Annotated in this window: 23 protein-coding genes, 1 tRNA gene and 1 pseudogene; 10 read left to right on the forward strand and 15 right to left on the reverse strand. The window is 70.5% G+C overall.

Features of this window, described 5'->3' with window-relative positions:
• Positions 1-217: 217 nt before the first annotated feature.
• The gene (locus ACWCPM_RS32810) at positions 218-523 is read right to left on the reverse strand and encodes a hypothetical protein (protein WP_450979920.1); all 306 of its coding nucleotides are present in this window, start codon (positions 521-523) and stop codon (positions 218-220) included.
• Positions 524-538: 15 nt separating this feature from the next.
• Positions 539-2,218, reverse strand: a complete 1,680-nt coding sequence (locus tag ACWCPM_RS32815) for a sodium:solute symporter family protein (protein ID WP_450979921.1) — start codon at positions 2,216-2,218, stop codon at positions 539-541.
• A 177-nt stretch (positions 2,219-2,395) separates the two neighbouring features.
• Between ACWCPM_RS32815 and galT the strand changes: the two genes are divergently transcribed.
• The 3 genes from galT to galK are packed head-to-tail and all read left to right on the forward strand — an operon-like array spanning position 2,396 to position 5,617.
• On the forward strand, positions 2,396-3,457 hold the full coding sequence (galT, locus tag ACWCPM_RS32820; protein ID WP_450979922.1) for a galactose-1-phosphate uridylyltransferase: 1,062 nt from the start codon (positions 2,396-2,398) through the stop codon (positions 3,455-3,457).
• On the forward strand, positions 3,454-4,416 hold the full coding sequence (gene galE / locus ACWCPM_RS32825; RefSeq protein ID WP_450979923.1) for a UDP-glucose 4-epimerase GalE: 963 nt from the start codon (positions 3,454-3,456) through the stop codon (positions 4,414-4,416). The genes galT and galE overlap by 4 nt, the downstream gene beginning before the upstream one ends.
• A gap of 28 nt (positions 4,417-4,444) precedes the next feature.
• Positions 4,445-5,617 carry a galactokinase gene (gene galK / locus ACWCPM_RS32830; RefSeq protein ID WP_450979924.1) on the forward strand — a complete coding sequence of 391 codons (1,173 nt, stop codon included), beginning with the start codon at positions 4,445-4,447 and terminating at the stop codon, positions 5,615-5,617.
• Between the two features lie 171 nt (positions 5,618-5,788).
• Here the strand turns inward: galK and ACWCPM_RS32835 are convergent, their stop codons facing one another.
• A complete protein-coding gene (locus ACWCPM_RS32835; protein WP_450979942.1) occupies positions 5,789-6,250 on the reverse strand; it encodes a GNAT family N-acetyltransferase in 462 nt (153 codons plus the stop codon).
• A gap of 296 nt (positions 6,251-6,546) precedes the next feature.
• On the opposite strand from ACWCPM_RS32835, the gene ACWCPM_RS32840 reads away from it, so the two are divergent.
• Positions 6,547-7,317: a LuxR C-terminal-related transcriptional regulator gene (locus tag ACWCPM_RS32840; protein WP_450979925.1), complete on the forward strand. Its 771-nt coding sequence runs from the start codon at positions 6,547-6,549 to the stop codon at positions 7,315-7,317.
• Between the two features lie 197 nt (positions 7,318-7,514).
• On the opposite strand, the gene tamR is transcribed toward ACWCPM_RS32840, so the two are convergent.
• Positions 7,515-8,012: a MarR family transcriptional regulator TamR gene (gene tamR, locus ACWCPM_RS32845; protein WP_450979926.1), complete on the reverse strand. Its 498-nt coding sequence runs from the start codon at positions 8,010-8,012 to the stop codon at positions 7,515-7,517.
• A gap of 73 nt (positions 8,013-8,085) precedes the next feature.
• Between tamR and ACWCPM_RS32850 the strand changes: the two genes are divergently transcribed.
• Positions 8,086-8,889 carry a trans-aconitate 2-methyltransferase gene (locus ACWCPM_RS32850; RefSeq protein ID WP_450979927.1) on the forward strand — a complete coding sequence of 268 codons (804 nt, stop codon included), beginning with the start codon at positions 8,086-8,088 and terminating at the stop codon, positions 8,887-8,889.
• Positions 8,886-9,053, forward strand: coding sequence for a hypothetical protein (locus tag ACWCPM_RS32855; protein ID WP_450979928.1), 168 nt, complete (start codon positions 8,886-8,888; stop codon positions 9,051-9,053). Before ACWCPM_RS32850 ends, ACWCPM_RS32855 begins: the two co-directional genes overlap by 4 nt.
• A 150-nt stretch (positions 9,054-9,203) precedes the next feature.
• Here the strand turns inward: ACWCPM_RS32855 and ACWCPM_RS32860 are convergent, their stop codons facing one another.
• Together ACWCPM_RS32860 and ACWCPM_RS32865 are read right to left on the reverse strand one after the other, a co-directional pair.
• Positions 9,204-9,878 (reverse strand): TetR family transcriptional regulator, encoded by a 675-nt coding sequence (locus tag ACWCPM_RS32860; protein ID WP_450979929.1) that lies wholly within the window; start codon positions 9,876-9,878, stop codon positions 9,204-9,206.
• Positions 9,875-10,894: an acyl-CoA desaturase gene (locus tag ACWCPM_RS32865; protein ID WP_450979930.1), complete on the reverse strand. Its 1,020-nt coding sequence runs from the start codon at positions 10,892-10,894 to the stop codon at positions 9,875-9,877. The genes ACWCPM_RS32860 and ACWCPM_RS32865 overlap by 4 nt, the downstream gene beginning before the upstream one ends.
• Positions 10,895-11,212: 318 nt before the next feature.
• Here ACWCPM_RS32865 and ppc point away from each other — a divergent pair, with 318 nt between their 5' ends.
• On the forward strand, positions 11,213-13,945 hold the full coding sequence (gene ppc, locus ACWCPM_RS32870) for a phosphoenolpyruvate carboxylase (RefSeq protein ID WP_450979931.1): 2,733 nt from the start codon (positions 11,213-11,215) through the stop codon (positions 13,943-13,945).
• Positions 13,946-14,011: 66 nt separating this feature from the next.
• Here ppc and ACWCPM_RS32875 read toward each other — a convergent pair whose 3' ends face one another.
• From ACWCPM_RS32875 to ACWCPM_RS32905, 7 genes are all read right to left on the reverse strand, one after another.
• A complete protein-coding gene (locus ACWCPM_RS32875) occupies positions 14,012-14,500 on the reverse strand; it encodes a hypothetical protein (RefSeq protein ID WP_450979932.1) in 489 nt (162 codons plus the stop codon).
• A 54-nt stretch (positions 14,501-14,554) separates the two neighbouring features.
• Positions 14,555-15,157, reverse strand: coding sequence for an aminoacyl-tRNA hydrolase (pth, locus tag ACWCPM_RS32880; RefSeq protein ID WP_450979933.1), 603 nt, complete (start codon positions 15,155-15,157; stop codon positions 14,555-14,557).
• Between the two features lie 66 nt (positions 15,158-15,223).
• On the reverse strand, positions 15,224-15,826 hold the full coding sequence (locus ACWCPM_RS32885) for a 50S ribosomal protein L25/general stress protein Ctc (RefSeq protein WP_450979934.1): 603 nt from the start codon (positions 15,824-15,826) through the stop codon (positions 15,224-15,226).
• 193 nt (positions 15,827-16,019) lie between these two features.
• Positions 16,020-17,000: a ribose-phosphate diphosphokinase gene (locus ACWCPM_RS32890; RefSeq protein WP_450979935.1), complete on the reverse strand. Its 981-nt coding sequence runs from the start codon at positions 16,998-17,000 to the stop codon at positions 16,020-16,022.
• 133 nt (positions 17,001-17,133) lie between these two features.
• Positions 17,134-18,582, reverse strand: coding sequence for a bifunctional UDP-N-acetylglucosamine diphosphorylase/glucosamine-1-phosphate N-acetyltransferase GlmU (glmU, locus tag ACWCPM_RS32895; protein WP_450979936.1), 1,449 nt, complete (start codon positions 18,580-18,582; stop codon positions 17,134-17,136).
• A gap of 121 nt (positions 18,583-18,703) precedes the next feature.
• Positions 18,704-18,774: transfer RNA gene (locus ACWCPM_RS32900), tRNA-Gln, on the reverse strand.
• Between the two features lie 6 nt (positions 18,775-18,780).
• Complete coding sequence (locus ACWCPM_RS32905) at positions 18,781-19,656, reverse strand: hypothetical protein (protein WP_450979937.1); 876 nt, start codon at positions 19,654-19,656, stop codon at positions 18,781-18,783.
• Positions 19,657-19,823: 167 nt separating this feature from the next.
• On the opposite strand from ACWCPM_RS32905, the gene ACWCPM_RS32910 reads away from it, so the two are divergent.
• Complete coding sequence (locus ACWCPM_RS32910; RefSeq protein WP_450979938.1) at positions 19,824-21,158, forward strand: sensor histidine kinase; 1,335 nt, start codon at positions 19,824-19,826, stop codon at positions 21,156-21,158.
• A gap of 33 nt (positions 21,159-21,191) precedes the next feature.
• On the opposite strand, the gene ACWCPM_RS32915 is transcribed toward ACWCPM_RS32910, so the two are convergent.
• Together ACWCPM_RS32915 and ACWCPM_RS32920 are read right to left on the reverse strand one after the other, a co-directional pair.
• Positions 21,192-21,686: an SUKH-3 domain-containing protein gene (locus tag ACWCPM_RS32915; RefSeq protein WP_450979939.1), complete on the reverse strand. Its 495-nt coding sequence runs from the start codon at positions 21,684-21,686 to the stop codon at positions 21,192-21,194.
• Between the two features lie 85 nt (positions 21,687-21,771).
• Positions 21,772-22,287, reverse strand: a complete 516-nt coding sequence (locus ACWCPM_RS32920; protein ID WP_450979940.1) for a YwqJ-related putative deaminase — start codon at positions 22,285-22,287, stop codon at positions 21,772-21,774.
• Positions 22,288-22,606: 319 nt separating this feature from the next.
• Between ACWCPM_RS32920 and ACWCPM_RS32925 the strand changes: the two genes are divergently transcribed.
• Positions 22,607-23,635 carry an SMI1/KNR4 family protein gene (locus ACWCPM_RS32925; RefSeq protein WP_450979941.1) on the forward strand — a complete coding sequence of 343 codons (1,029 nt, stop codon included), beginning with the start codon at positions 22,607-22,609 and terminating at the stop codon, positions 23,633-23,635.
• 7 nt (positions 23,636-23,642) lie between these two features.
• Positions 23,643-24,147: pseudogene (locus ACWCPM_RS32930) on the forward strand (SUKH-4 family immunity protein); the annotation flags it as partial.

The following is a 24,147-nucleotide window of genomic DNA, read 5'->3' on the forward strand; positions in this document are numbered from 1 at the left end:
ATCGCGCCGTGTGCGGGTGCGCGTTCGGGGGTGGTTGTCGTCGGCCCCGCCTCTGTCCGTGGGTGCGGGTTCGTCGTCGTGCGCGGGTGTGGGGGGTTGTCGTCGGCCTGGCCTCTGTCCGCCGGTGCGGGTGCGGGTGCGGGGGTCGTGGGCCGGCGCTCACGGTGCGGTTCCTTCCCGCCGTGCGCGGCTGCGGGTGCGTCCGGGCTCGGGGGTGTCATTCGCCTTCGGGGGCGTCCGGTGGGGGTGCCGTGGGGCGGAGTTTCAGCCAGGTCAGGAAGAAGAGGCCCAGCAGGAGCATGCCCAGGCCGGTCCAGAGGTTGATGTTGACGCCTTCGGCCTTGGCCAGGGCGGCTTCGTCGTCGGTGAGGCCGGTGATCGTGACGATGACGCCGTAGAGGACGAACAGGCCGCCGATGATGCGTCGGATGTCGAACAGGCGGGCGGCCGTCGCCGACCTGCCCTCCAGTTCGGTGACCTCCCGCTGGACGTCGTTCTCCGGGCTTTCGGGGTGCTCCGACATGGTTTCCTCTCCGGGTCAGAACGAGAACGGGATGTAGCAGGCGGCCGCCAGGATCACCGCGCCCCAGCCGAGCAGTGCCGGCTTGCGGTACCACGCGTCGTCGCCCTCCGCGGGCGGCTCCGCCATGCCGGGTGAGCGGGTGCCGTAGACGAGGCCCTGGAGTTCGCGCTCCGGTTTGGGGGCGGTGAACAGGGAGACGGCCACCATGACCACCGCGCCGGCCACGAAGCCCGCGATCGCGGAGACGAAGTTGGCGCCCTGGTCGGAGGGGATGTCGACGACGCCCTGTTCGTAGATGACGAAGTAGTTGACCATCGCCGCCGTCGTGCCGGCGAGGAGGCCCCAGAAGCCCGACTTCATCGACGCGCGCTTCCAGAACATGCCGATGATGAAGACGACGAACATCGGGACGTTGAAGAAGGAGAACAGCGTCTGGAGGTAGGCCATGATGTTCGAGAAGGACGACGCCAGGAACGCCGTACCGATGGAGGCGAGGACGCCGATCGCGGTGATGAGGCGGCCGAAGCGCACGTAGTAGCCGTCCTCCCGGCCGCGTTTGACGTACTTCGCCCAGATGTCGTTGGTGAAGACGGTGTTGAAGGAGGACACGTTGGCCGCCATGCCCGCCATGAACGCCGCCAGCAGGCCGGTCACCGCGATGCCGAGGACGCCGTTGGGGAGCAGGTCCTGCATCAGGTACGGGATCGCGTCGTTGTACTGGTAGCCCGACTCGGGTGTGCCGAAACCCGGGATCAGGGCGGCGGCGACCAGGCCCGGGATCATCACCAGGAAGACGATGAAGATCTTCGGGAACGCGGCGATCAGCGGTGTGCGCTGGGCCGCGGAGAGGTTCCTGGCGGACAGCGCGCGCTGGACCTCGGCGAAGTTGGTGGTCCAGTAGCCGAAGGAGAGCACGAAGCCGAGGCCCAGGACGATGGTGAGCCAGTTCGCGCCGAGCGGGTTGGGGTCGCCGATGCCGGTACCGCCCCAGGCGGTCACGAAGTCGCCGCCGTGCTCGGCGGTGAGGGTGTTCGTCAGGCCGTCCCAGCCGCCGGCCTTCCTCAGGCCGAGGACCGTGATCGGGATGAGGGCGGCGAGGATCACGAAGAACTGCAGCACCTCGTTGTAGATCGCGGACGAGAGGCCGCCGAGGGTGATGTAGGCGAGCACGAAGAAGCCCGCCACGACGATCGCCACCCACTCCGGCCAGCCGAGCAACGCCTCCACGACGATCGCGAGCGCGTAGAGGTTGACGCCCGCGATCAGGACGGCGGCGAAGGCGAACAGGATCGAACTGAGCAGATGCGCCGCCCTGTCGAAGCGGAGCAGGAGGAACTCCGGGACCGAGCGGACCTTGGAGCCGTAGTAGAACGGCATCATCACCAGGCCCAGGAAGACCATCGCCGGGACGGCGCCGATCCAGTACCAGTGCGTGGTGTAGACGCCGTACTGCGCGCTGTTGGCGGCCATGCCGAGGATCTCGGTGGCGCCCAGGTTGGCCGCGATGAACGCGAGACCGGTGACCCATGCGGGCAGGGAGCGGCCGGACAGGAAGAAGTCGAGGGTGGTCCTGACCGACCGGCGGGCGGCGAGGCCGATGCCCAGCACGACGGCGAAGTAGACGCCGAGGATCGTGTAGTCGAGCCAGTTGGTGGGGAGCCGTAGCTCGGCGGAGAGATATGTGGGGGTTTCCATAGGCCCTCGCTTCGTCGCGTGAACTCATCCGGCCCGGAACGTGTGCCTGAGCGTCTGCTCATTGAACCCTTTCGATGTCGAGTTCTGATTGATTGTGATGTTGACTGCGGTGGTGAGTTGTGTTTTGGTGTGTTGGGTTCTGTTGAATGATTGAGTGGCTCGAATGAGGAGTCCGCGGTGAAGAAGACCTCGACCCGGTTGGCGGACGGCCGCGAGCTGATCTACTACGACCTGCGTGACGACTCCGTACGGGACGCGGTCGACCGCCGCCCGCTGGAGCCGACCGTGACGAGCTCCGAGATCCGCGGCGACGACCTGCTGGGCGACTCGGTCGCGATCGCCTCCCACCGCCAGGGCCGCACCTACCATCCGCCGGCCGACCAGTGCCCGCTGTGCCCCACGCGGGGCGAGCGGCTGAGCGAGATCCCGGACTCGTCGTACGACGTCGTGGTCTTCGAGAACCGTTTTCCCTCGCTGGCCGGTGACTCCGGGCGCTGCGAGGTCGTCTGCTTCACCTCCGACCACGACGCGTCCTTCGCCGGTCTGGGCGAGGAGCAGGCGCGGCTGGTCCTGGACGCGTGGACCGACCGGACGTCGGAGCTGTCCCATCTGCCCTCCGTCGAGCAGGTGTTCTGTTTCGAGAACCGGGGTGCGGAGATCGGTGTGACACTGGGTCACCCGCACGGGCAGATCTACGCCTATCCCTTCACCACCCCCCGCACCGCCCTGATGCTCCGTTCCGTCGCGGCCCATCGGGAGGCCACGGGCGGGGAGAACCTCTTCGACGCCGTCGTGGAGCGCGAACTCGCCGGCGGGCGCGTCGTCCTTGAGGGTGAACACTGGGTCGCCTTCGTGTCGTTCGCCGCGCACTGGCCGTACGAGGTCCACCTGTACCCGCGGCGCCGGGTGCCCGACCTGCTCGCGCTGGACGAGGCGGCACGCTCGGAATTCCCCCGGGTCTATCTGGAACTCTTGAGGCGCTTCGACCGGATCTTCGGCGAGGGTGAGCCTCCGACGCCGTACATCGCCGCTTGGCACCAGGCGCCGTTCGGCCGGCTGGCGGAGTTCGACGGCGTCAGCCGTGACGACTTCGCACTCCACCTGGAGCTTTTCACCATTCGCCGAACTTCCGGCAAGCTGAAGTTCCTCGCGGGCTCCGAGTCCGGCATGAGCGTGTTCATCAACGACGTGCCGCCGGAGCGCGCGGCCGAGCGACTGCGAGAGGTAGCTAGTTCATGAGCGGGAAGTACCTGGTCACCGGCGGAGCCGGATACGTCGGCAGTGTCGTCGCCCAGCATCTGCTGGAAGCGGGCCACGAGGTCGTCGTCCTCGACAACCTGTCCACCGGGTTCCGTGAGGGCGTGCCCGCCGGTGCCTCCTTCGTCGAGGGCGACGTCCGCGACGCCGAGAAGTGGCTGGACAGCTCGTTCGACGCGGTGCTCCACTTCGCCGCCTTCTCACAGGTCGGCGAGTCCGTCGTGAAGCCCGAGAAGTACTGGGACAACAACGTCGGCGGCACCATGGCCCTGCTCGCCGCCATGCGGTCGGCCGGGGTGCGCAAGCTGGTCTTCTCCTCCACCGCCGCGACCTACGGCGAGCCGCGGGAGGTCCCGATCGTCGAGTCCGCGCCGACCGCGCCGACCAACCCCTACGGCGCCTCCAAGCTCGCCGTCGACCACATGATCACCGGTGAGGCGCGGGCGCACGGGCTGGGCGCGGTGTCGCTGCGCTACTTCAACGTCGCGGGCGCGTACGGCGAGTTCGGCGAGCGGCACGACCCCGAGTCGCACCTCATCCCGCTCGTCCTCCAGGTGGCCCAGGGCGGGCGCGACGCGATCTCCGTCTACGGCGACGACTACCCGACGCCGGACGGCACCTGCGTGCGGGACTACATCCACGTGGCGGACCTCGCGGAGGCCCACCTGCTGGCCGTCGGCGCGGCCGTCCCCGGCGAGCACCTGATCTGCAACCTCGGCAACGGCAACGGCTTCTCGGTCCGCGAGGTCGTCGAGACGGCCCGTCAGGTCACCGGCCACCCGATCCCCGAGGTCGCGGCCCCGCGCCGGGGCGGCGACCCGGCGGTGCTGGTGGCGTCGGCGCAGGCCGCCCGCGAGCGGCTCGGCTGGAACCCGTCCCGCGCGGATCTCGCCGGAATCGTCGCGGACGCCTGGGAGTTCGCGCAGCGGCGCGGCAAGTAGAGACGTACGGAAGGTCAGGGGTCAGGGCATGAGCGAGGCCAGCAAGACGGTCGCCGAAACCGTCGCGGAGCGGTTCCGGGAGCTGTACGGGGCCGATCCGCACGGAGTGTGGGCCGCGCCGGGACGGGTCAACCTCATCGGCGAGCACACCGATTACAACGACGGCTTCGTGATGCCGTTCGCGCTGCCGCACACCGCGGTCGCCGCGGTCTCCCCGCGCACCGACGGCGTGCTGCGGCTGCACTCGGCGGACGTCGAGGGCGGCGTGGCCGAGCTGCGCCTGGACGCGCTCGAGCCGGAGTCGGACCGGGACTGGACCGCGTACCCGGCGGGCGTCGTCTGGGCGCTGCGCGCCGCGGGCCACGAGGTGACCGGCGCGGACATCCACCTGGCCTCCACGGTCCCGGCGGGCGCGGGTCTGTCGTCCTCGGCGGCGCTGGAGGTGGTGGTCGCCCTAGCCCTGAACGACCTGTACGCACTCGGCCTCAAGGGCTGGCAGCTGGCCCGCCTGTGCCAGCGCGCCGAGAACGTCTACGTCGGCGCCCCCGTCGGCATCATGGACCAGACCGCGTCCGCCTGCTGCACCGCGGGCCACGCCCTGTTCCTCGACACCCGCGACCTCTCCCAGCGCCAGATCCCCTTCGATCTGGCGGCCGAGGGCATGCGCCTGCTGGTGGTCGACACCCAGGTCAAGCACGAACACAGCACCGGCGAGTACGGCAAGCGCCGCGCCGGCTGCGAGAAGGGCGCCGCCCTGCTGGGCGTCGACGCCCTGCGCGACATCCCGTACGACGGGCTGGACGCGGCGCTCGACCGCCTCGGGGACGACGAGGAGGTGCGCCGTCTGGTCCGGCACGTGGTCAGCGAGGACGAGCGCGTCGAACGCGTCGTCGGCCTGCTGGAGTCGGGCGGGACCCGGGCGATCGGCCCGGTCCTCACCGAGGGCCACGCCTCGCTGCGGGACGACTTCCGGGTCTCCTGCCCCGAACTGGACCTGGTCGTCGACACCGCGCTGTCGGCCGGCGCGCTCGGCGCCCGGATGACGGGCGGCGGCTTCGGCGGCTCGGCGATCGTCCTCGCGGAGGTGGCGGACGTCGACGGTGTCACCAAGGCGGTCACCGAGGCGTTCGCGGCGGCGGGCTTCCCGGAGCCCCGGGTGTTCGAGGCGGTGCCTTCGCCGGGAGCGCGGCGGCTGCGGTAGGAAGCGGCTGCGGTACGGGCGGCGGTGGCAGGGCTGCTGCGGCTGGGCGGCGGCTGTGGGGTGGGCTTCTGCGGCCGGGTGGCGGCTGTCGGTGGACTGACTGAGGCCGGGTGGCGGCTGTGGTGCGGTGGCGGTCGCGGTTCGGTGGAGGCTGCGGCAGGGCGGTCGCCCTCAGCCGGTGACGAGGGGCTTCGTCAGGGTGAACTCCGTGATGCCGGGCGGGTAGTCGGGGATCGCGGCCACCACCTCGTAGCCCTGCCCGCGGTAGAAGTCCGGGGCCTGGAAGTCCCAGGTCTCCACGCGGGCGGCGGTGCAGCGGCGTTCCTCACGGGCGACGCCCTCGGCCCGCGCCAGCAGGCGTGAGCCGAGGCCGCTGCCGCGGTGGTGGCCGTCCACCCAGAGGTACGTCACATGCAGCCAGCTCGCCCAGGTGTGCCCGACCAGGCCGCCGGCCAGGTCGCCGCCCGCGTCCAACGCCCAGACATGCAGGGGGGTTTCGCGGGCGTCGGGCGTTCCACGCAGGGCGCGCAGGATCGGTGAGGCTGCCGTATTGGTGTCGCGGAGCCGCGAACGGAGAAGATCGCGCCGGGTCCTGTCGACTTCTGTCTCAAGACGAAACATGCGGCTCACCATAAACGTGCCGGACGGCCAGTTCTGCAAATTGCCTTCCGCTCCTGGCCACCGTCCGTACTCTGATGAAAGCACCGGTGGGGGCCGGTGCTTTTCAGGGGGCGAGACAAGTCGGGTACGACGCCCGAAGTGGGGGTAGCAGTTTCTGCACGGCGGCGGCCGTGCGGCTGCGGCGACCCCGTCCTGGGGAACGGCGGAGACACCTGCCCAGGACTGCTTCGGGTGTCGTGCCCGCACCGGTCACCGGCTCCCGACGATGGGCGTCCCCTGCTCTTCCAGAGCTCGGGGAAGGGGGTTTCGTGGTACGCATCCGAGTCCTGGTCGTCGACGACCACCGCATCTTCGCCGAGTCCCTCGCGGCGGCACTCGCCGCCGAGCCGGACGTCGACGTCTCCGCGGCCGGCAGTGGTCCCGCCGCGGTACGCAGCCTGGAGCGCGCGGCCGCGGAGGGCCGGCGCTTCGACGTGCTGCTCGTCGACGCCGATCTGGGCGGCACCGTGCCCGGGATACGGCCCGCCGTGCCCGTACAGGAGGGCGGCGACGGCGTCGTGGACGGGATCTCCCTGGTCGCGGGGGTCCGCGTCGCACAGCCCGGGGTGCGGGTCGTCGTGCTCGCCGAGAAGGACGACCCCCGGCGGGCGGCGCTCGCCCTGCAGGTCGGCGCGAGCGGCTGGGTCGCCAAGGACTGCTCGCTGTCCCGGCTGCTCACCGTCATCCGGGGCGTCCTGCGCGACGAGACGCATCTGCCGCCCGCGCTGCTCACGGGTGTGCTGCGCGAGCTGACCGCGACCCGCAGGCACCGCACCGAGAGCGAGCGGCTGGTGGAGTCCCTCACGCCGCGCGAGCGGGAGGTGCTGCGCTGCATGGTCGCGGGCCTCGGCCGCAAGGCCGTCGCCGAGCGGCTCTATCTCTCCCCGCACACCGTACGCACGCATATGCAGAACGTCCTCGGCAAACTCGGCGTCCACTCCACCCTCGCCGCGGTCGCACTCGCCCGCCGCGCCGGCGTGGGCCCGGCGGACCTGGGCCCGACGTCCCGCATCACACCGGAGGAAAGCAACAGCGCCTGAGCGTTCCCCCGCAGAGGCAAGCGAGCCCACTTCAGGGGCGCGGGGAACTGCGCGACCGGCACTCGTGCGTCCGCGGACGAGTGGCGGCCGGCTTCGGGTGTCCCGGGGGCGGGTGTTGGCAGGCGTCGCGGCGGCGTTCCTCAGGGGCGCGGGGAACTGCGCGACCAGCCCCCGCGCACCCGCGGACACACGACGGCCTAACCAGGAATGTTGTCGAACGGTGCCGTCAACTGCCGCAACAACGCCGCCAGTTCGGCCCGCTGCGCCCGGGACAACTCCGCGAGAATCGCCCGCTCCTGATCGAGCAGCCCCGCCAGCGCCTGATCCGCCCGATCCTGCCCCTCGCCGGTGAGCCGGACCAGCACACCCCGTCGGTCACTGGGATCGGGCAACCGCTCCACCAGGCCCTTCTTCGCCAGCCGGTCGATACGGTTCGTCATCGTGCCCGAGGTGACCAACGTCTGCGTCAGCAACTGTCCCGGCGACAGCTGATACGGCGTCCCCGCCCGCCGCAGCGCCGTCAGGACGTCGAACTCCCACGGCTCCAGACTGTGCTCGGAGAAAGCCAGCCGACGCGCACGGTCCAGGTGCCGAGCCAGCCGGCTCACCCGGCTGAGCACTTCCAGCGGTTCCACGTCGAGGTCCGGGCGCTCCCGGCGCCACGCTGCGACCAGCCGATCGACCTCGTCCTCCATGGCGATCAGTGTAGTGGTTGTGTCGACGTGAAGTCTCTTGACGTCGAGATACCCGGTTTGTCAAGCTGAGGACATGGCCGACCCCACCTGGGACCCCGCCCAGTACCTGCGGCACGCCGGACACCGCGCCCGTCCCTTCACCGACCTGCTGGCGCACCTCCCGGAGCCGCCCACCGACCAGCCCCGCGTCGCCGACCTCGGCTGCGGCCCCGGACACCTCACCGCGCTGCTCGCCGCGCGCCGGCCCGCCGCCCGCGTCACCGGCTACGACAACTCCCCGGAGATGCTCGGGCGCGCCCGTGCCGAGCACGCCGGCACCGCCCACCTCGACTTCGCCCACGCCGACCTGCGCACCTGGACGCCCGACGAGCCGTACGACCTGATCGTCAGCAATGCCGCGCTCCAGTGGATCCCCGGGCACGCGGACCGTTTCGCCGACTGGATCGCCGGCCTCGTCCCGGGCGGCACCTTCGCCTTCCAGGTGCCCGGCAACTTCGCCGCCCCCAGCCACCGCCTGATGCGCGATCTGGCGGCGTCCCCGCGCTGGAGGGACCGCCTGGCCGGCACCCTGCGGCACGACGACGCCGTCCTCACCCCCGAGGCGTACCTCGCGCGCCTCACCGGCCTCGGCTGCACCGCCGACGTCTGGGAGACCACGTACGTCCATCTCCTCACCGGGCAGGACCCCGTCCTGGACTGGGTGAAGGGCACCGGACTGCGCCCCGTCCTGACCGCCCTCGCCGACGACCCGCAGGCGGCCCGCGCCTTCGAGGACGAGTACCGCGCAGCTCTTCGCGAGGCGTATCCGTCGACCGGCCACGGCACCGCGTTCCTGTTCCGCCGCGTCTTCGCCGTCGCCCACAAGGAGGCCGGATGATCACCGCCATGGACCACGTCCAGCGCGCGGCCCCTCCCGCCTCCGAGGAGCGTCTGCGCCGCTTCTACGTGGACATCCTCGGCATGCCCTTCCGGGCCACCGCCGCTTCCACTGCGCGGACCCGGTCGGCAACCGCCTGGAGGTCCTGGAGCCGATCTGACTGACCCTACCTGGCCCTCCCGCGCCCGCCACAACGCCGCCGCGGCCACCGACAACCCTGGGCCACCGACAACCCTGGGCCACCGACAACCCTGGGCCACCGACAGTCCGCGGGCACGGGAAGCCCGCGTGCACCCCGCCCCCCCGCGAAGCGCTCAGCTCTTGCGGTGCCCGATCAGCCGCGGCTTCTGCTCCAGGCCGTCCAGCCCGTGCCACGCCAGGTTCACCAGGTGCGCCGCCACCTCCGCCTTCTTCGGCCTGCGCACCTCCAGCCACCACTGCCCGGTCAACGCGACCATCCCGACCAGGGCCTGGGCGTACAGCGGGGCCAGTTTCGAGTCGAAGCCGCGGTTCTTGAACTCCCGGCCCAGGATGTCCTCGACCTGGGTGGCGATGTCCGAGATCAGCGACGCGAAGGAACCCGTCGACTGGGGGATGGGGGAGTCACGGACCAGGATGCGGAATCCGTCCGTGTACTCCTCGATGTAGTCCAGCAGCGCGAACGCCGCCTGCTCGCACAGCTCGCGCGGGTGGCCGGCCGTCAGCGAGCCGGTCACCATGTCCAGCAGGCGGCGCATCTCACGGTCCACGACGACCGCGTACAGCCCCTCCTTGCCGCCGAAGTGCTCGTACACCACCGGCTTGGACACCCCGGCCTTCGCCGCGATCTCCTCCACCGACGTGCCCTCGAAGCCCTTCGCGGCGAAGAGGGTGCGACCGATCTCCAGCAACTGCTGGCGCCGCTCCGCACCGGTCATACGGGTACGGCGCGTCCGCCGCGGCTTCTCGTTGCTGGGGGTGCTGGAGTCGGTCGCCACGGCGTCAATCATGCCGCCTTCGCGGCCTCCCGCCCGCGTCGGGAGCCGCCTTCCCCGTCCTGACGTCGGGAATCGATACGCGAGCGTGACGGCCAGCGCACGTCGTACGCCCACCCGGCGCGCTCGAACCAGCGGATCAGCCGGGCGGAGGAGTCGATCTGGCCGCGCTCCACACCATGCCGCGCCGACGTCGGGTCGGCGTGGTGCAGGTTGTGCCAGGACTCACCGCAGGACAGGACCGCCAGCCACCACACGTTGCCCGAGCGGTCCCTCGACTTGAAGGGCCGCTTGCCCACCGCGTGGCAGATCGAGTTGATCGACCAGGTCACGTGGTGCAGCAGCGCCACCCGGACGAGCGAGCCCCAGAAGAACCCCGTGAACGCGCCCCACCAGGACATCGTCACCAGCCCGCCGATCAGCGCGGGCAGCGCCAGCGACAGCATCGTCCAGAGCAGGAACTGCCGCGAGATCGCCCGCAGCGTCCGGTCCTTGACCAGATCCGGGGCGTACTTGTCCTGCGGGGTGCGCTCCTCGTCGAACATCCAGCCGATGTGCGCCCACCACAGGCCCTTCATCAGCGCCGGCAGCGTCTCGCCGTACTTCCACGGGGAGTGCGGGTCGCCCTCCGCGTCGGAGAACTGGTGATGCTTGCGATGGTCGGCCACCCAGCGCACCAGGGGGCCCTCGACCGCCATGGAGCCGGCGATCGCCAGCGCGATCTTCAACGGCCGCTTGGCCTTGAACGAGCTGTGGGTGAAGTGCCGGTGGAAACCGATCGTGATGCCGTGGCAGCCGAGGAAGTAGAAGAAGACCAGCAGCCCCAGATCCAGCCAGCTCACCCCCCAGCCCCAGGCGAGCGGTACGGCCGCGGTCAGAGCGAGGAACGGGACGACGATGAAGAGCAGGAGCGCGCCCTGCTCGACGGCGCCCTTCTTGTCGCCGCCGAGCGTGGCGGCGGCGAGGGATGCGGCGGTGTCCTGCGAGGTCGACTTCGGGGCGTCGTCGATCACATCGGAACTCGTGGTCATGGGGCGTCCCCTGGGGGGTCGTGGGTGGAGAGGTGCCGGGCTGCGGGTGCCGGAGGTATGACTCGGTCGGAACGAGACATTCCTACGGGCGCGTAACCTACGGCGTCGTAAGTATGTCAGCGCGCCGCCCGGCGGCAAGAGCCCTTGATCCTGCGCGTCCGCCCGACACCTATCCTGGGAGTCGGTCGGACAGCGCGGTCCGCTCTGATTCCTTCCCCGGAAGTCCGGCCCGTAATACGGCTCCCGCCGTGCGACGGTCACCGGGTTCCCTCCCACACGAGCTTCAGACGAGCTTCAACACTGCAAGGAGCCGCACCTGTGAGCAGTGCCGACGACCAGACCACCACGACCAGCAGCGAACTGCGCGCCGACATCCGCCGTCTCGGCGATCTCCTCGGTGAGACCCTCGTCCGCCAGGAGGGCCCTGAGCTGCTGGAACTCGTCGAGAGGGTACGCCGACTGACCCGGGAGGACGGCGAGGCCGCCGCCGAACTGCTGCGCGGCACGGAACTGGAGACCGCGGCCAAGCTGGTCCGCGCCTTCTCCACCTACTTCCACCTTGCGAACGTCACCGAGCAGGTGCACCGGGGCCGCGAGCTGCGCGCCCGCCGCGCCGCCGAGGGCGGGCTCCTGGCCCGCACCGCCGACCGGCTGAAGGACGCCGACCCCGAGCACCTGCGGGAGACCGTCCGCCATCTCAATGTTCGTCCGGTATTCACGGCCCACCCCACGGAAGCCGCCCGCCGTTCGGTCCTCAACAAGCTGCGGCGCATCGCCAAGCTGCTGGAGACCCCCGTCATCGAGTCCGACCGCCGCCGCCACGACATCCGGCTGGCCGAGAACATCGACCTGGTCTGGCAGACCGACGAACTGCGCGTCGTACGGCCCGAACCCGCCGACGAGGCCCGCAACGCGATCTACTACCTGGACGAGCTGCACGCCGGCGCCGTCGGCGACGTCCTGGAGGACCTGACGGCGGAACTGGAGCGCGTCGGCGTCAAGCTCCCCGACGACACCCGCCCCGTCACCTTCGGCACCTGGATCGGCGGCGACCGCGACGGCAACCCCAACGTGACCCCCGAGGTCACCTGGGAGGTGCTGATCCTCCAGCACGAGCACGGCATCAACGACGCCCTGGAGATGGTCGACGAGCTCCGCGGCTTCCTGTCGAACTCCATCCGCTACACCGGCGCCACCGACGATCTGCTGGACTCCCTCCAGGCCGACCTGGAGCAGCTGCCCGAGATCAGCCCCCGCTACAAGCGCCTCAACGCCGAGGAGCCCTACCGCCTCAAGGCCACCTGCATCCGCCAGAAGCTGGAGAACACCAAGCAGCGCCTCGCCAAGGGCACCCCCCACCAGGCCGGCCGCGACTACCTCGGCACCGCCGAGCTGCTCCAGGACCTCAAGCTGATCCAGGCCTCCCTGCGCGCCCACCGCGGCGGCCTCGCCGCCGACGGCCGCCTGGACCGCACCATCCGGACCCTGTCCGCCTTCGGCCTCCAGCTCGCCACGATGGACGTACGCGAACACGCCGACGCCCACCACCACGCCCTCGGCCAGCTCTTCGACCGGCTCGGCGAGGAGTCCTGGCGCTACGCCGACATGCCGCGCGACTACCGCACCAAGCTCCTCGCCAAGGAGCTCCGCTCGCGCCGCCCGCTGGCCCCGACCCCCGCCCCCGTAGACGCGGCCGGCGCCAAGACCCTCGGCGTCTTCCGGACCGTCAAGCGGGCCCTGCAGGTCTTCGGGCCCGAGGTCGTCGAGTCGTACATCATCTCGATGTGCCAGGGCGCCGACGACGTCTTCGCCGCCGCCCTGCTCGCCCGCGAGGCCGGCCTGATCGACCTGCACGCCGGCTGGGCCAAGATCGGCATCGTGCCGCTGCTGGAGACCACCGACGAACTCAAGGCGGCCGACTCCATCCTGGAGGACATGCTCGCCGACCCCTCCTACCGGCGGCTCGTCGCGCTCCGCGGCGACGTCCAGGAGGTCATGCTCGGCTACTCCGACTCCTCCAAGTTCGGCGGCATCACGACCTCCCAGTGGGAGATCCACCGCGCCCAGCGCCGGCTGCGCGACGTCGCCCACCGCTACGGCGTACGGCTGCGGCTCTTCCACGGCCGCGGCGGCACCGTCGGCCGCGGCGGCGGCCCCACCCACGACGCCATCCTCGCCCAGCCCTGGGGCACCCTGGAGGGCGAGATCAAGGTGACCGAGCAGGGCGAGGTCATCTCCGACAAGTACCTGATCCCGTCCCTGGCCAGGGAGAACCTGGAACTGACGGTCGCCGCCACCCTCCAGGCGTCCGCCCTGCACACCGCGCCCCGCCAGTCCGTGGAGGCACTCGCCCGCTGGGACGCCGCGATGGACGTGGTCAGCGACGCCGCCCACTCGGCGTACCGCAGGCTGGTCGAGGACCCCGACCTGCCCGCCTACTTCTTCGCCTCCACCCCCGTCGACCAGCTCGCCGACCTCCACCTCGGCTCCCGGCCCTCGCGCCGCCCCGACTCCGGCGCCGGCCTCGACGGGCTGCGCGCCATCCCCTGGGTGTTCGGCTGGACCCAGTCCCGGCAGATCGTCCCCGGCTGGTTCGGCGTCGGCTCCGGCCTGAAGGCGCTGCGCGAGGCGGGCCTCGACACCGTGCTCGACGAGATGTACGGGCAGTGGCACTTCTTCCGCAACTTCGTCTCCAACGTCGAGATGACGCTGGCCAAGACCGACCTGCGGATCGCCGGCCACTACGTCGACACCCTCGTCCCGGACGAGCTGAAGCACGTCTTCGACACCATCCGCGCCGAGCACGCCCTCACCGTCGCCGAGATCCTGCGGATCACCGGCGGGGACGAACTCCTCGGCGCCCAGCCGGAGCTGAAGCAGACCTTCACCATCCGCGACGCCTACCTGGACCCGATCTCCTACCTCCAGGTCGCCCTCCTCAAGCGGCAGCGCGACGCCGCCGCCGCGGGCGCCGAGCCGGACCCGCTCCTCGCGCGGGCCCTGCTCCTGACCGTGAACGGCGTGGCGGCCGGCCTGCGCAACACGGGCTGAGCACCCCGGACACAGGTGTGCCCCCGCGCTCCTCAGGAGCATGGGGGCACACCCACGTCAGGGGTCCTACACGACGACGAAGGCCGCGGTGATCAGCGCGAGCCCGGCGCCGGCCATCACCCAGGCGGCCCGGACGCGCCCGAGCCCGCCGGCGACCACGACCGAGGCGAGCAGCAGCGCGCCACCCAGCGGCACCCAGGAGTACAGCACCCCGGCGGGCCCGGACCGTACGACCTCGTCGCCGCCCGGCTTCATCACCACGGTGTACGTCTGCCCGTCCCGCACGGCCGCGCTCTTCTCGACGACGACCCGCTCACGGGCCTGCGACCCCGCCGAGACCGGCGTGTACGGGCCCGAGCAGACGGCGCCCGCGCAACCGGTCACCTTGATCGTCCCGCTCTCCCGGCCCTGGGTGAGCATCACGTACTGGGCGGTGCTCCAGGACGCCCACACCCCCGCGATCAGGATCAGCGCCGCGACGGCACCCATCGCCGCGAACCGCCCGAACCGCAGCGCGACGGACGCGCCCTGACTGGAGACGACGGCAGAAGGCATGGCCGCGATCCTTGGCCATGCCTGCACGACCAGTCAACCGAGCCGGGTGACACGTCAGGAGTTGTACGAACTCTGCGCCCGCTCCAGCCCCTCGCTCACCAGACACTCCACCCCGTCGGCCGCCCGGTCCACGAAGTAGTCCAGCTCCTTGCGCTCCGCCGACGAGAAGTCCTTGAGCACGAAATCGGCGACCTGCATACGACCCGGAGGCCGGCCGATCCCGAACCGCACCCGGTGATAGTCCGGCCCCATCGCCTTCGTCATCGACTTCAGCCCGTTGTGCCCGTTGTCGCCGCCCCCGAGCTTCAGACGCAGCGTCCCGTAGTCGATGTCCAGCTCGTCGTGGACCGCGACCACATGGGCGAGCGGCACCTTGTAGAAGTCACGCAGCGCGTTCACCGGGCCCCCGGAGAGGTTCATGAACGACATCGGCTTCGCCAGCACCACCCGGCGGCTCGCCGGCCCCGGCGGACCGATCCGGCCCTCCACGACCTGCGCCTGCGCCTTGCCCGCCCGCTTGAACCTGCCCCCGATCCGCTCCGCGAGCAGATCCGCCACCATGAAGCCCACGTTGTGCCGGTTCATCGCGTACTCGGGCCCAGGATTGCCCAGCCCCACGATCAGCCAGGGGGCATCCGCGTCGGTCGTCACGTCCACATCTCCTTGGATACGCCACCAGCCGCCGCCCCCGCGAGGGAGACAGCGGCCGGCAAGCTACAGCGATCAGGCCTCGGCAGCGGCCTCTTCGCCCGCGCCGCCCTCTTCGCCCGCCGGGGCCTCCTCGGCCTGCGCGGCCAGGACCTGCAGGACGACGGCGTCCTCGTCGACGGCCAGCGTGACACCGTTCGGGAGCTTGATGTCCTTGGCGTGGATCGAGGCACCGGCCTCGAGACCCTCCACGGAGACGGTGAAGTTCTCCGGGATGTGGGTGGCCTCGGCGTCGACCGGAAGCGCGTTCAGCACGTGCTCCAGCAGGTTGCCGCCGGCCGCCAGCTCGCCCTCGGCGACGACCGGGACCTCGACGGTGACCTTCTCGCCGCGCTTGACCAGCAGCAGGTCGACGTGCTCCAGGAAGCCCCGCAGCGGGTCACGCTGCACGGACTTCGGGATCGCCAGCTCGTTGGACTTGCCGTCGATGTCCAGGGAGATCAGGACGTTCGGCGTACGCAGCGCCAACAGCAGCTCGTGACCCGGGAGGGTCAGGTGCAGCGGGTCGGAACCGTGGCCGTACAGCACACCGGGAACCTTGTTGTCGCGGCGGATACGACGGGCGGCACCCTTGCCGAACTCCGTGCGGGACTCGGCGGCGAGCTTCACCTCGGACATGACGATCACTCCTCGTAGAAGACAGGTGGGACGTGGTCACCCGGCCACGAACGGCCTGCTACGAAGAGCGCGTCGATAACGGACCGCCGTACCCCGTCCGGAAACGGACCACGGCCTCCCTCGCCGAGCAACCTGGACAGGATACTCGGCGGGGAGGCCGCAGAAAAATCGATCAAGCGGAAGGGCTAGCGGATCACTGCTCGTCGAACAGGCTCGTCACCGAACCGTCCTCGAACACCTCACGCACCGCACGCGCGATCGTCGGCGCGATCGACAGCACCGAGATCTTGTCCATGTCCCGGGCCAGCTCACCCGGCGTCGGCAGCGTGTTGGTGAACACGAACTCGCCCACCCGCGAGTTCTTCAGCCGGTCCGCCGCCGGACCCGACAGCACACCGTGCGTCGCCGTCACGATCACGTCCTCCGCGCCGTGCGCGAACAGCGCGTCGGCAGCGGAACAGATCGTCCCACCCGTGTCGATCATGTCGTCGACCAGGACACACACCCGGCCCTTGACCTCGCCCACGACCTCGTGGACCGTCACCTGGTTCGCGACGTCCTTGTCCCGCCGCTTGTGCACGATCGCCAGCGGCGCGCCCAGCCGGTCGCACCAGCGGTCCGCGACCCGTACCCGGCCGGCGTCCGGCGAGACCACCGTCAGCTTCGCGCGGTCCACCTTCTTGCCCACGTAGTCCGCGAGCAGCGGCAGCGCGAACAGATGGTCCACCGGACCGTCGAAGAAGCCCTGGATCTGGTCCGTGTGCAGATCCACGGTCAGGATCCGGTCCGCACCGGCCGTCTTCATCATGTCCGCGATCAGACGCGCCGAGATCGGTTCACGACCACGGTGCTTCTTGTCCTGCCGGGCGTAACCGTAGAACGGCACGATGACCGTGATGGAGCGTGCCGACGCCCGCTTCAGGGCGTCGATCATGATCAACTGCTCCATGATCCACTTGTTGATCGGAGCCGTGTGGCTCTGGATCAGGAAGCAGTCGGCACCGCGCGCCGACTCCTGGTACCGCACATAGATCTCGCCGTTGGCGAAGTCGAAGGCCTTGGTGGGGACAACCCCCACACCCAGCTGGTGGGCGACCTCCTCGGCAAGCTCGGGGTGGGCGCGGCCGGAGAAGAACATCATCTTCTTCTCGCCGGTCGTCTTGATCCCGGTCACAGCACTGTCTCCTCAGAGGTGTCTCAGCTGGATGTCGACACGACGTCTCAACTGGACGAAAAGCGTCGTCTCAGCTGGTGGGTGCGGGTGTGCACTTATCACGGTACGCCGTCCCAGACGTACCTGTTTCCGGTCAGCCGTCACCTTCCGGCTTCCGGGAAGCCGCCTCGGCCGCCTTCGCCGCCGCGCTCCCCGGACGCTTACGCGCCACCCAACCCTCGATATTCCGTTGCTGGCCACGGGCCACGGCCAGCGAACCGGGCGGTACGTCCTTCGTGATCACGGACCCGGCGGCGGTGTAAGCACCGTCCCCGATCGTGACAGGCGCCACAAACATGTTGTCCGAACCCGTCTTGCAGTGCGACCCGACGGTGGTGTGGTGCTTCTCCTCACCGTCGTAGTTCACGAACACACTCGCGGCGCCGATGTTCGAGTTCTCGCCGATCGTCGCATCCCCGACATACGACAGATGCGGCACCTTCGTCCCCTCACCGATCGACGCGTTCTTCGTCTCGACGTACGTCCCGATCTTGCCCTTCCGCCCCAGCCGCGTCCCCGGACGCAGATAGGCGTACGGCCCCACCGTCGCCTCCGGACCGACCACCGCGCCGTCCGACACCGTGTTGTCGACCCGCGCGCCCGCCCCGACCCGGGTGTCCTTCAGCCGGCTGTTCGGACCGACCTCACACCCCGCGCCCAGATGCGTCGAACCCTGCAGCAGCGTGTTCGGGAGCACCACGACGTCCTGCTCGAACGTCACACCCACGTCGACCCACGTCGAACCCGGATCCACCACGGTGACACCCTCCAGCATCGCCGCCGTCAGCAACCGGTCGTTCAGGATCCGGCGGGCCTCCGCCAGCTGCACCCGGTTGTTGATCCCCGCGATCTCACGGTGATCACCGGCCACCGAGGCACCCACACGATGCCCCGCCTCCCGCAGGATGCCGAGCACGTCCGTCAGGTACTCCTCACCCTGGGAGTTGTTCGTCCGCACCTGCCCCAGCGCCTCCGTCAGCAGCAGGCCGTCGAACGCGAACACACCGGAATTGATCTCCCGGATCGCCCGCTGCTCCTGGGACGCGTCCTTGTGCTCCACGATCGCCGTCACCGCACCCGAGGCGGCATCCCGCACGATCCGCCCGTACCCCGTCGCGTCCGGCACCTCGGCGGTCAGCACCGTGACCGCGTTGCCGTCCTCCGCGTGGGTGCGGGCGAGGTCCTTGAGCGTCGCGCCGGTCAGCAGCGGGGTGTCACCGCAGACGACCACGACGGTCCCCGCGAGAGCGCCGCCCAGCTCCTCCAGACCCATCCGGACCGCGTGACCGGTGCCGTTCTGCTGCGCCTGGACGGCGGTACGTACGTCCGGGGCGACCTCGGCGAGATGCGCGGTGACCTGCTCCCGGGCGTGCCCGACGACCACGACGAGGTTCTCGGGCTTCAACTCACCGGCGGCGGCGAGGACATGGCCGACCAGGGAACGTCCGCTGATCTCGTGCAGGACCTTCGGTGTGGCCGACTTCATACGGGTGCCCTCACCCGCTGCGAGTACGACGACGGCTGCCGGGCGAATGGCGCTCACAGGATGCCCTTCGGCTGTGGAGGGGGTGTGGACAACCGCAGGATACCGGGGTGGGGGTGGGGCGAAATGAGAGCGGGCCCTGACAGGGCGATGACCGGTCAGGACCCGAACTAAGGATGTGCTCCCGGGGGAGGACTCGAACCCCCATGATCAGAACCAAAATCTGACGTCTTGCCCTTAGACGACCCGGGATTACCGCTATGTCCGATTTGAACGATCGTGTGCGGTGGCAGCCCCTACTATGCCGTACCACCAGCCTTCGACGCGACGATACAAGTCAGCTCCGCCCCTCACGTCGACTCGCAGGCACCCGTGGTAGTCGCCCCCGGTGTTCTTCCGGTTGGTGCTGGGGTTGTGCTTCTTGAGTGTCGTCTTCATGAGGGCGGTCGGCTCGATGTCGACATGGCTCGCCCAGAACCTCTCGGCGGCCGTCACGTCGGCGCTCTCGTGGATCTGCACCGCGAATCGGAGGTTCTCGGGATCCACGCGCAGCAGACGCAGCCAGGCCAGAAAGACCGTGATCATGTTCGGGTCGCTGTTCACGAAGGTGATGCGCTCTCGGCGGCTGTGCGGCTTGCTCTTGGCTCCCTCGGCCCAATAGAGGCCGACGCCGATCAGGAAGAGTTCGCGGTCGCTCAACCGGTCGATCTCCGCCGTGGCCAGTTGCCTGGTACGCCGACGCTCCTCTTCGCGCAGCCGTAGCTCGGCCTCCCAGCCCCGCTTCGCGATGTCCGAGGCTTCCGCGCGCGTTCGTCTCCGTCGTTCCGGCGTCGGCGGATCCCGTACCCACAGCGAGATCGAACTCTTCGAGCAGCCCAGCTCCACCTGGATCCGGTCGTACGTCCAGCCTTGCAGCCGCAACTCGCGCGCCTTGTCACGCAGGTCGTCCTTCGCGTTCGGTCGTCTCGTCCAGTCCGGGGGCGGCTCGCCGTCCAGGAGCCGGTTGAGGATGTCGTTGTTGTCGACGTGCAGCCGATCGCGGATCTCGCGTCGGCTGAGGCCCGCCCGCCGCAAGGCGATCGCCTGCTCCCGTAGTCCCTCGAAGTTCGCGTACTTGCCCTGTGAATGTGCCATGTGTATACCGTCCGGGCGGAATGCTCCGCTCCGGGGGCGAACGATTGCGGTTCAGTGGTTCGAGGGTTTCCAGGGGGTTTCGTCGCTGTTCGGCTACGCAGTGTGGTGTGGCCAAGTCGTCGAAACTCGCCGGAAAAGCCATGGCCCCCGCCCGTAGGCTGGAGGGCATGACCACGACGGGGGAAGAGCGCGCCCAGGGCCTGTCGGGCCCGTGGTGGTGGGCGAGATGGCGCAGTGCCGTACTGGACGGGACGCTCGCGCTGCTGTCCGCGGTCGAGTGCGGTGTCGAGGGGGTGCCGTTCGCGCGGGACGCGGGCATCCCGGTCGCCGCGGGTGTCGTCTTCGGTGTGCTGGCCGGCTCGACGCTGCTGCTGCGCCGGATGTGGCCGATCCCGGTGGTGCTGGTGTCGATCGCGATCTCACCGGCCCAGATGGGCTTCGTGCTGACGATCGTCGGGCTCTACACCCTCGCCGCGTCGGAGCTGCCGCGCCGGATCATCGCGGCGCTGGCGGGGATGTCGCTGGTGGGCACGCTGGTGGTGACGTCCGTCCGGGCGCAGCAGGACATGGCGCGGGGGGATGTGGGGATCGGCGAGTGGGTCGTCCCGTTCGTCTCGATCACCGCGTCGCTGGGTGTGACGGCTCCGCCGTTGCTGCTGGGGCTGTACGTGGGTGCGCGGCGTCGGCTGATGGAGAGTCTGCGGGAGCGTGCCGACAGCCTGGAGCGGGAGCTTCAGCTGCTCGCGGAGCGGGCGGAGGAGCGGGCGGAGTGGGCGCGCAACGAGGAGCGGACGCGGATCGCGCGGGAGATGCATGACGTCGTCGCGCATCGGGTGAGTCTGATGGTCGTGCACGCCGCGGCGTTGCAGGCCGTCGCGCGCAAGGACCCGGAGAAGGCGGTGAAGAACGCGGCGCTGGTCGGTGACATGGGGCGGCAGGCGCTGACGGAGTTGCGGGAGATGCTCGGGGTGCTGCGCAGCGGGGACGGCGGTGCGGGGCGGGGTGAGCAGGCGTCGGTGCCGCTGGCGGCGGTGGGGGCTGCCGCGGCTGCCGCCGCGGCGGCTTCGCGGGTGGTTCCGGCCGAGGAGGGCGGGGTGGGGGAGGGGCCCTGTCTGTCGGAGCTGGACGAGTTGATCGGGCAGTCGGCCGCCGCGGGGATGGTGGTGCGTCTGTCGGTGGAGGGGGAGGCGCGTTCGTATGCGCGGGGGGTGGAGCAGACGGCGTTCCGTGTGGTGCAGGAGGCGTTGACGAACGTCCACAAGCATGCGGCGGGGGCGAAGACCCATGTGCGGCTGGCGCATCGGGTGTCGGAGATCGCGATGCAGGTGGAGAACGAGCCGCCGCCGGAGGTGGCGTCGGCGTCGGCGGCGCGGTTGCCTTCGGGGGGCAACGGTCTGGTCGGGATGCGGGAGCGGGTCGTCGGTCTGGGTGGGGTGTTCGTGTCCGGGCCGACGGACGCGGGGGGTTTTCGGGTGTCGGCGGTGATTCCGGCGTCTTCGTAGGGCGTCGGGCTGTGGGTATCGCCGTCGGCGTCGTCAGCCGGCGGTCAGGCGCAGTGGTTCGGTGCCGGAGACGAGGCCGGTGAGGGCTGTGTCGATGTCGGGGCCGAGGTACCAGTCGCCGGTGTGGTCGAGGGCGTAGACGCGGCCTTCGGTGTCGATGGCGAGCAGGGCCTGGGTGTCGGGTTCGGCGCCGAGGGGGCTGACCTCGGTGTCGAGGGCGCGGCCGAGGTCGCCGAGGGTGCGGGCCAGGTGCAGGCCGTGGAGTGGGTCCAGGTGGAGATGTGCGGGGGAGAGCCGGCGTCCGGGGCCGGTGGGGGTGATCCGCAGGGCGCCGAATTCGGCCCATGCCTCCACCGCGGCGGGGAAGACGGCGTGTCGGTGGCCGGCCGGTGAGGTGTGCTCGCGCAGGGTGTCGGCCCAGATCTCGGCCTGCTTGATGTCCCAGCGGCCGGGTTGCCAGCCGGCGTCGCGCAGGGCGGCGTCGACGGGTACGGCGAAGCGGGTGGTGGAGGTGCGGTCGGTGTGCATCTGCCCTCGTTCGTCGTGCGGTGCGTGCGGTGCGGGGCCGCCGTGGGGAAGCCCGGTCCGGTTGTCGGACGTCAGCCGTCGGACGTCAGTCGTCCGTCGTGGTGGGGTCGATGACGCGGACGCCGAAGTGGTCGGTGAGGGCGGTGCAGGCGCGGCACGGGGTGGCGAAGCTGCCGTGCAGGGGGTCGCCGTCCTCGCGGATGCGGCGGGTGGTGAGCTTGGCCTGCTTGAGGGTCTTGCGGGCTTCGCCGTTGGTCATGGGCTTCCGGGCCGCGCGTCTGCTGCGGGCGGCGTCCGCGGTGGCGATGTGCCGGGAGATGAGGATGGCTTCGGCGCAGCGGCCGGTGAAGCGGTCGCGCTGGGCGCTGGTGAGGGTGTCGAGGAAGTCCTGTACGAGGGGGTGGAGGGCGGGGGGTTGGTCGCCGCGGGCGGCGGTGCCGGTGAGGGTGGCGCCGCGGACGGAGAGGGCGGCGGCGACGGTCGGGAGTATGCCGTCGCGGCGGTGCTGGAGGGTGGGTGCGGGGCGGCCGTCGGTGGCGCTCCAGTCGATGCGAGGGTCGCCGGAAGTGCCGGCGTGTGGCCCTGTTTGCGTCGCGTTCATGATCGTTTTTCCCCTCCCGTGCATCCCCCCGGCGGACACAGAGTGCCAAATGCCGTGGCCCGTGTGGAAGCTGGGGCGCCGCGACACGCCCGGTTCGGAGCGGGCCGTCACGGTGGGGTGACGGCTGGTCACCGTGGGCGGAGTACGGGTTTCCGGTGCTGTGACGTGCGCCGGTGACCGGTTTCGTCGTACCGCATAGGCTGTCGGCACCATGAGGCGCGGGCATCGCGTTGGAGACAGTCGATACGGGGCGTAGCGGGCCGAAGGGTTCAGAAAGTCCGCTACGGGTCGTACCAGAGTGCCGCAGGGGGCAACCGACATGACGACAGGTCGGCTCGGGCTGGGGGCACCTCCCGGCCGCCAGGCCGGGGGACAAGCCGCGCCGCCGAACGCGGCCTATGCCGGGCAGGTCGTGCATTTCCCGGATCCGGTCCGGGCGGCCCGTCATCCGGGAGGGGTGCGGGTGGACGAGCACGGCTATCCCGACTTCTCGGCCTACGCGCGTGCGGCGGCGGAGATCGCGGATCCGCCGGCGGGATTCGGTGTCGACGAGTTGCGGCTGACGGACTATGTGTCGGCGAACGCGGCGTTGTCGGCGTCCGGTCACGATCTGTGGGACACGGTGGCGCCGGTGGCGACGCCGCACGGGTGGACGTGGCATCACGTGGCGGGCACGCGGCGGCTGGAGTTGGTGCCGGTCGAGGTGAAGGCGCTGCTGCGGCATCACGGTGGGATCGCCACGGCCGCGGTGGACCAGACGAAGCGGGGTACGCGGCCGCTCCAGGAGACGCGGCCGGCGCACTTCGGGTTGCCGAAGTCGGGGCCCGCGGTGACGGAGGCGCAGGTGCTGGGGGTCGAGGAGGAGCTCGGGTACCGGTTGCCGGGTGCGTACCGTTCGTTCCTGAAGGCGGCGGGTGGGTGTGCGCCCGTCGGGACCGCGCTGGACGCGGAGTTGGGGCTGCTGATCGACCAGCCGTTCTTCACGGTGCGTGACGAGGCGGCGGTCAACGACCTGGTGTACGTGAACAAGTGCCTGCGTGACCATCTCACCAAGGACTACCTGGGTGTCGGGTTCGTGCAGGGCGGTCTGCTGGCCGTGAAGGTCAAGGGCGAGAGGCTCGGGTCGGTGTGGTTCTGCGCGTACGACGACGCGCGCGACGTCGATCCGTCGTGGCCGCCGGCCGAGCGGGTGGAGCGGTTGCTGCTGCCGTGCGGGGAGGACTTCGACGCCTTCCTGTCGCGGCTGGCCGGTTCGCCGCCGGAGTTGGACACGGTGGCGAATCTGATGGTGGACGGCGGGTTCGCGCGGGTGGTCGACGCTCCGTCCTCGGTGTCTGTGGGGGAGTGAGCTGACGATGGTGACCTTCGCGCAGGCGCAGGAGCGTGCCGAGGAGTGGATCAACGGCGATGTTCCGTCGTACCAGCATCGTGAGGTGCGGGTGCGGGAGTTCGAGCTCGGGTTCGTGGTGTGGGCCGAGGACCGCTCGGACGGTCCGCGTTCGGACGGCGGTACGCACCGGCTGGTGATCGCGCGGGACAGCGGGGAGGCGACGCTGTGGCCGGCGCTGCCGGTGGGTGAGGTCATCCGGCGCTACGAGGAGGAGTACGGGCGTTCTGACGGGGCGTCCGCTCCGGTGGCGGCGCCGCCGGAGCGGGTGGATCTGCATCAGACGTCGTTCCTGTTGAGTCCGCCGGAGTGGTTGCAGGAGGCGGCCGACAAGCTGGGGATTCCGGACCGGCGGGGTGCGGCGGCGGCTTCCGGCGGCGACGGCGGAGCGGGTGCGCCGGCCGCCGCGGGTGGTACCGGTGCGGCCTGGCCCGCGGCCGCGGGTGGCGCCGGCGCCGTGCCCTCGGCGCCAC

The organism is Streptomyces sp. NPDC002309 (assembly GCF_053593375.1).

Excerpts from the sequence above, each read along its gene's own strand:
- ACWCPM_RS32810 (WP_450979920.1), bottom strand. The coding sequence starts at position 523 with ATGTCGGAGCACCCCGAAAGCCCGGAGAACGACGTCCAGCGGGAGGTC.
- ACWCPM_RS32815 (WP_450979921.1), bottom strand. The coding sequence starts at position 2,218 with ATGGAAACCCCCACATATCTCTCCGCCGAGCTACGGCTCCCCACCAAC.
- galE (WP_450979923.1), top strand. The coding sequence starts at position 3,454 with ATGAGCGGGAAGTACCTGGTCACCGGCGGAGCCGGATACGTCGGCAGT.
- galK (WP_450979924.1), top strand. The coding sequence starts at position 4,445 with ATGAGCGAGGCCAGCAAGACGGTCGCCGAAACCGTCGCGGAGCGGTTC.
- ACWCPM_RS32835 (WP_450979942.1), bottom strand. The coding sequence starts at position 6,250 with ATGGTGAGCCGCATGTTTCGTCTTGAGACAGAAGTCGACAGGACCCGG.
- tamR (WP_450979926.1), bottom strand. The coding sequence starts at position 8,012 with ATGGAGGACGAGGTCGATCGGCTGGTCGCAGCGTGGCGCCGGGAGCGC.
- ACWCPM_RS32850 (WP_450979927.1), top strand. The coding sequence starts at position 8,086 with ATGGCCGACCCCACCTGGGACCCCGCCCAGTACCTGCGGCACGCCGGA.
- ACWCPM_RS32855 (WP_450979928.1), top strand. The coding sequence starts at position 8,886 with ATGATCACCGCCATGGACCACGTCCAGCGCGCGGCCCCTCCCGCCTCC.
- ACWCPM_RS32860 (WP_450979929.1), bottom strand. The coding sequence starts at position 9,878 with ATGATTGACGCCGTGGCGACCGACTCCAGCACCCCCAGCAACGAGAAG.
- ACWCPM_RS32865 (WP_450979930.1), bottom strand. The coding sequence starts at position 10,894 with ATGACCACGAGTTCCGATGTGATCGACGACGCCCCGAAGTCGACCTCG.
- ACWCPM_RS32875 (WP_450979932.1), bottom strand. The coding sequence starts at position 14,500 with ATGCCTTCTGCCGTCGTCTCCAGTCAGGGCGCGTCCGTCGCGCTGCGG.
- ACWCPM_RS32885 (WP_450979934.1), bottom strand. The coding sequence starts at position 15,826 with ATGTCCGAGGTGAAGCTCGCCGCCGAGTCCCGCACGGAGTTCGGCAAG.
- ACWCPM_RS32905 (WP_450979937.1), bottom strand. The coding sequence starts at position 19,656 with ATGGCACATTCACAGGGCAAGTACGCGAACTTCGAGGGACTACGGGAG.
- ACWCPM_RS32910 (WP_450979938.1), top strand. The coding sequence starts at position 19,824 with ATGACCACGACGGGGGAAGAGCGCGCCCAGGGCCTGTCGGGCCCGTGG.
- ACWCPM_RS32915 (WP_450979939.1), bottom strand. The coding sequence starts at position 21,686 with ATGCACACCGACCGCACCTCCACCACCCGCTTCGCCGTACCCGTCGAC.
- ACWCPM_RS32920 (WP_450979940.1), bottom strand. The coding sequence starts at position 22,287 with ATGAACGCGACGCAAACAGGGCCACACGCCGGCACTTCCGGCGACCCT.
- ACWCPM_RS32925 (WP_450979941.1), top strand. The coding sequence starts at position 22,607 with ATGACGACAGGTCGGCTCGGGCTGGGGGCACCTCCCGGCCGCCAGGCC.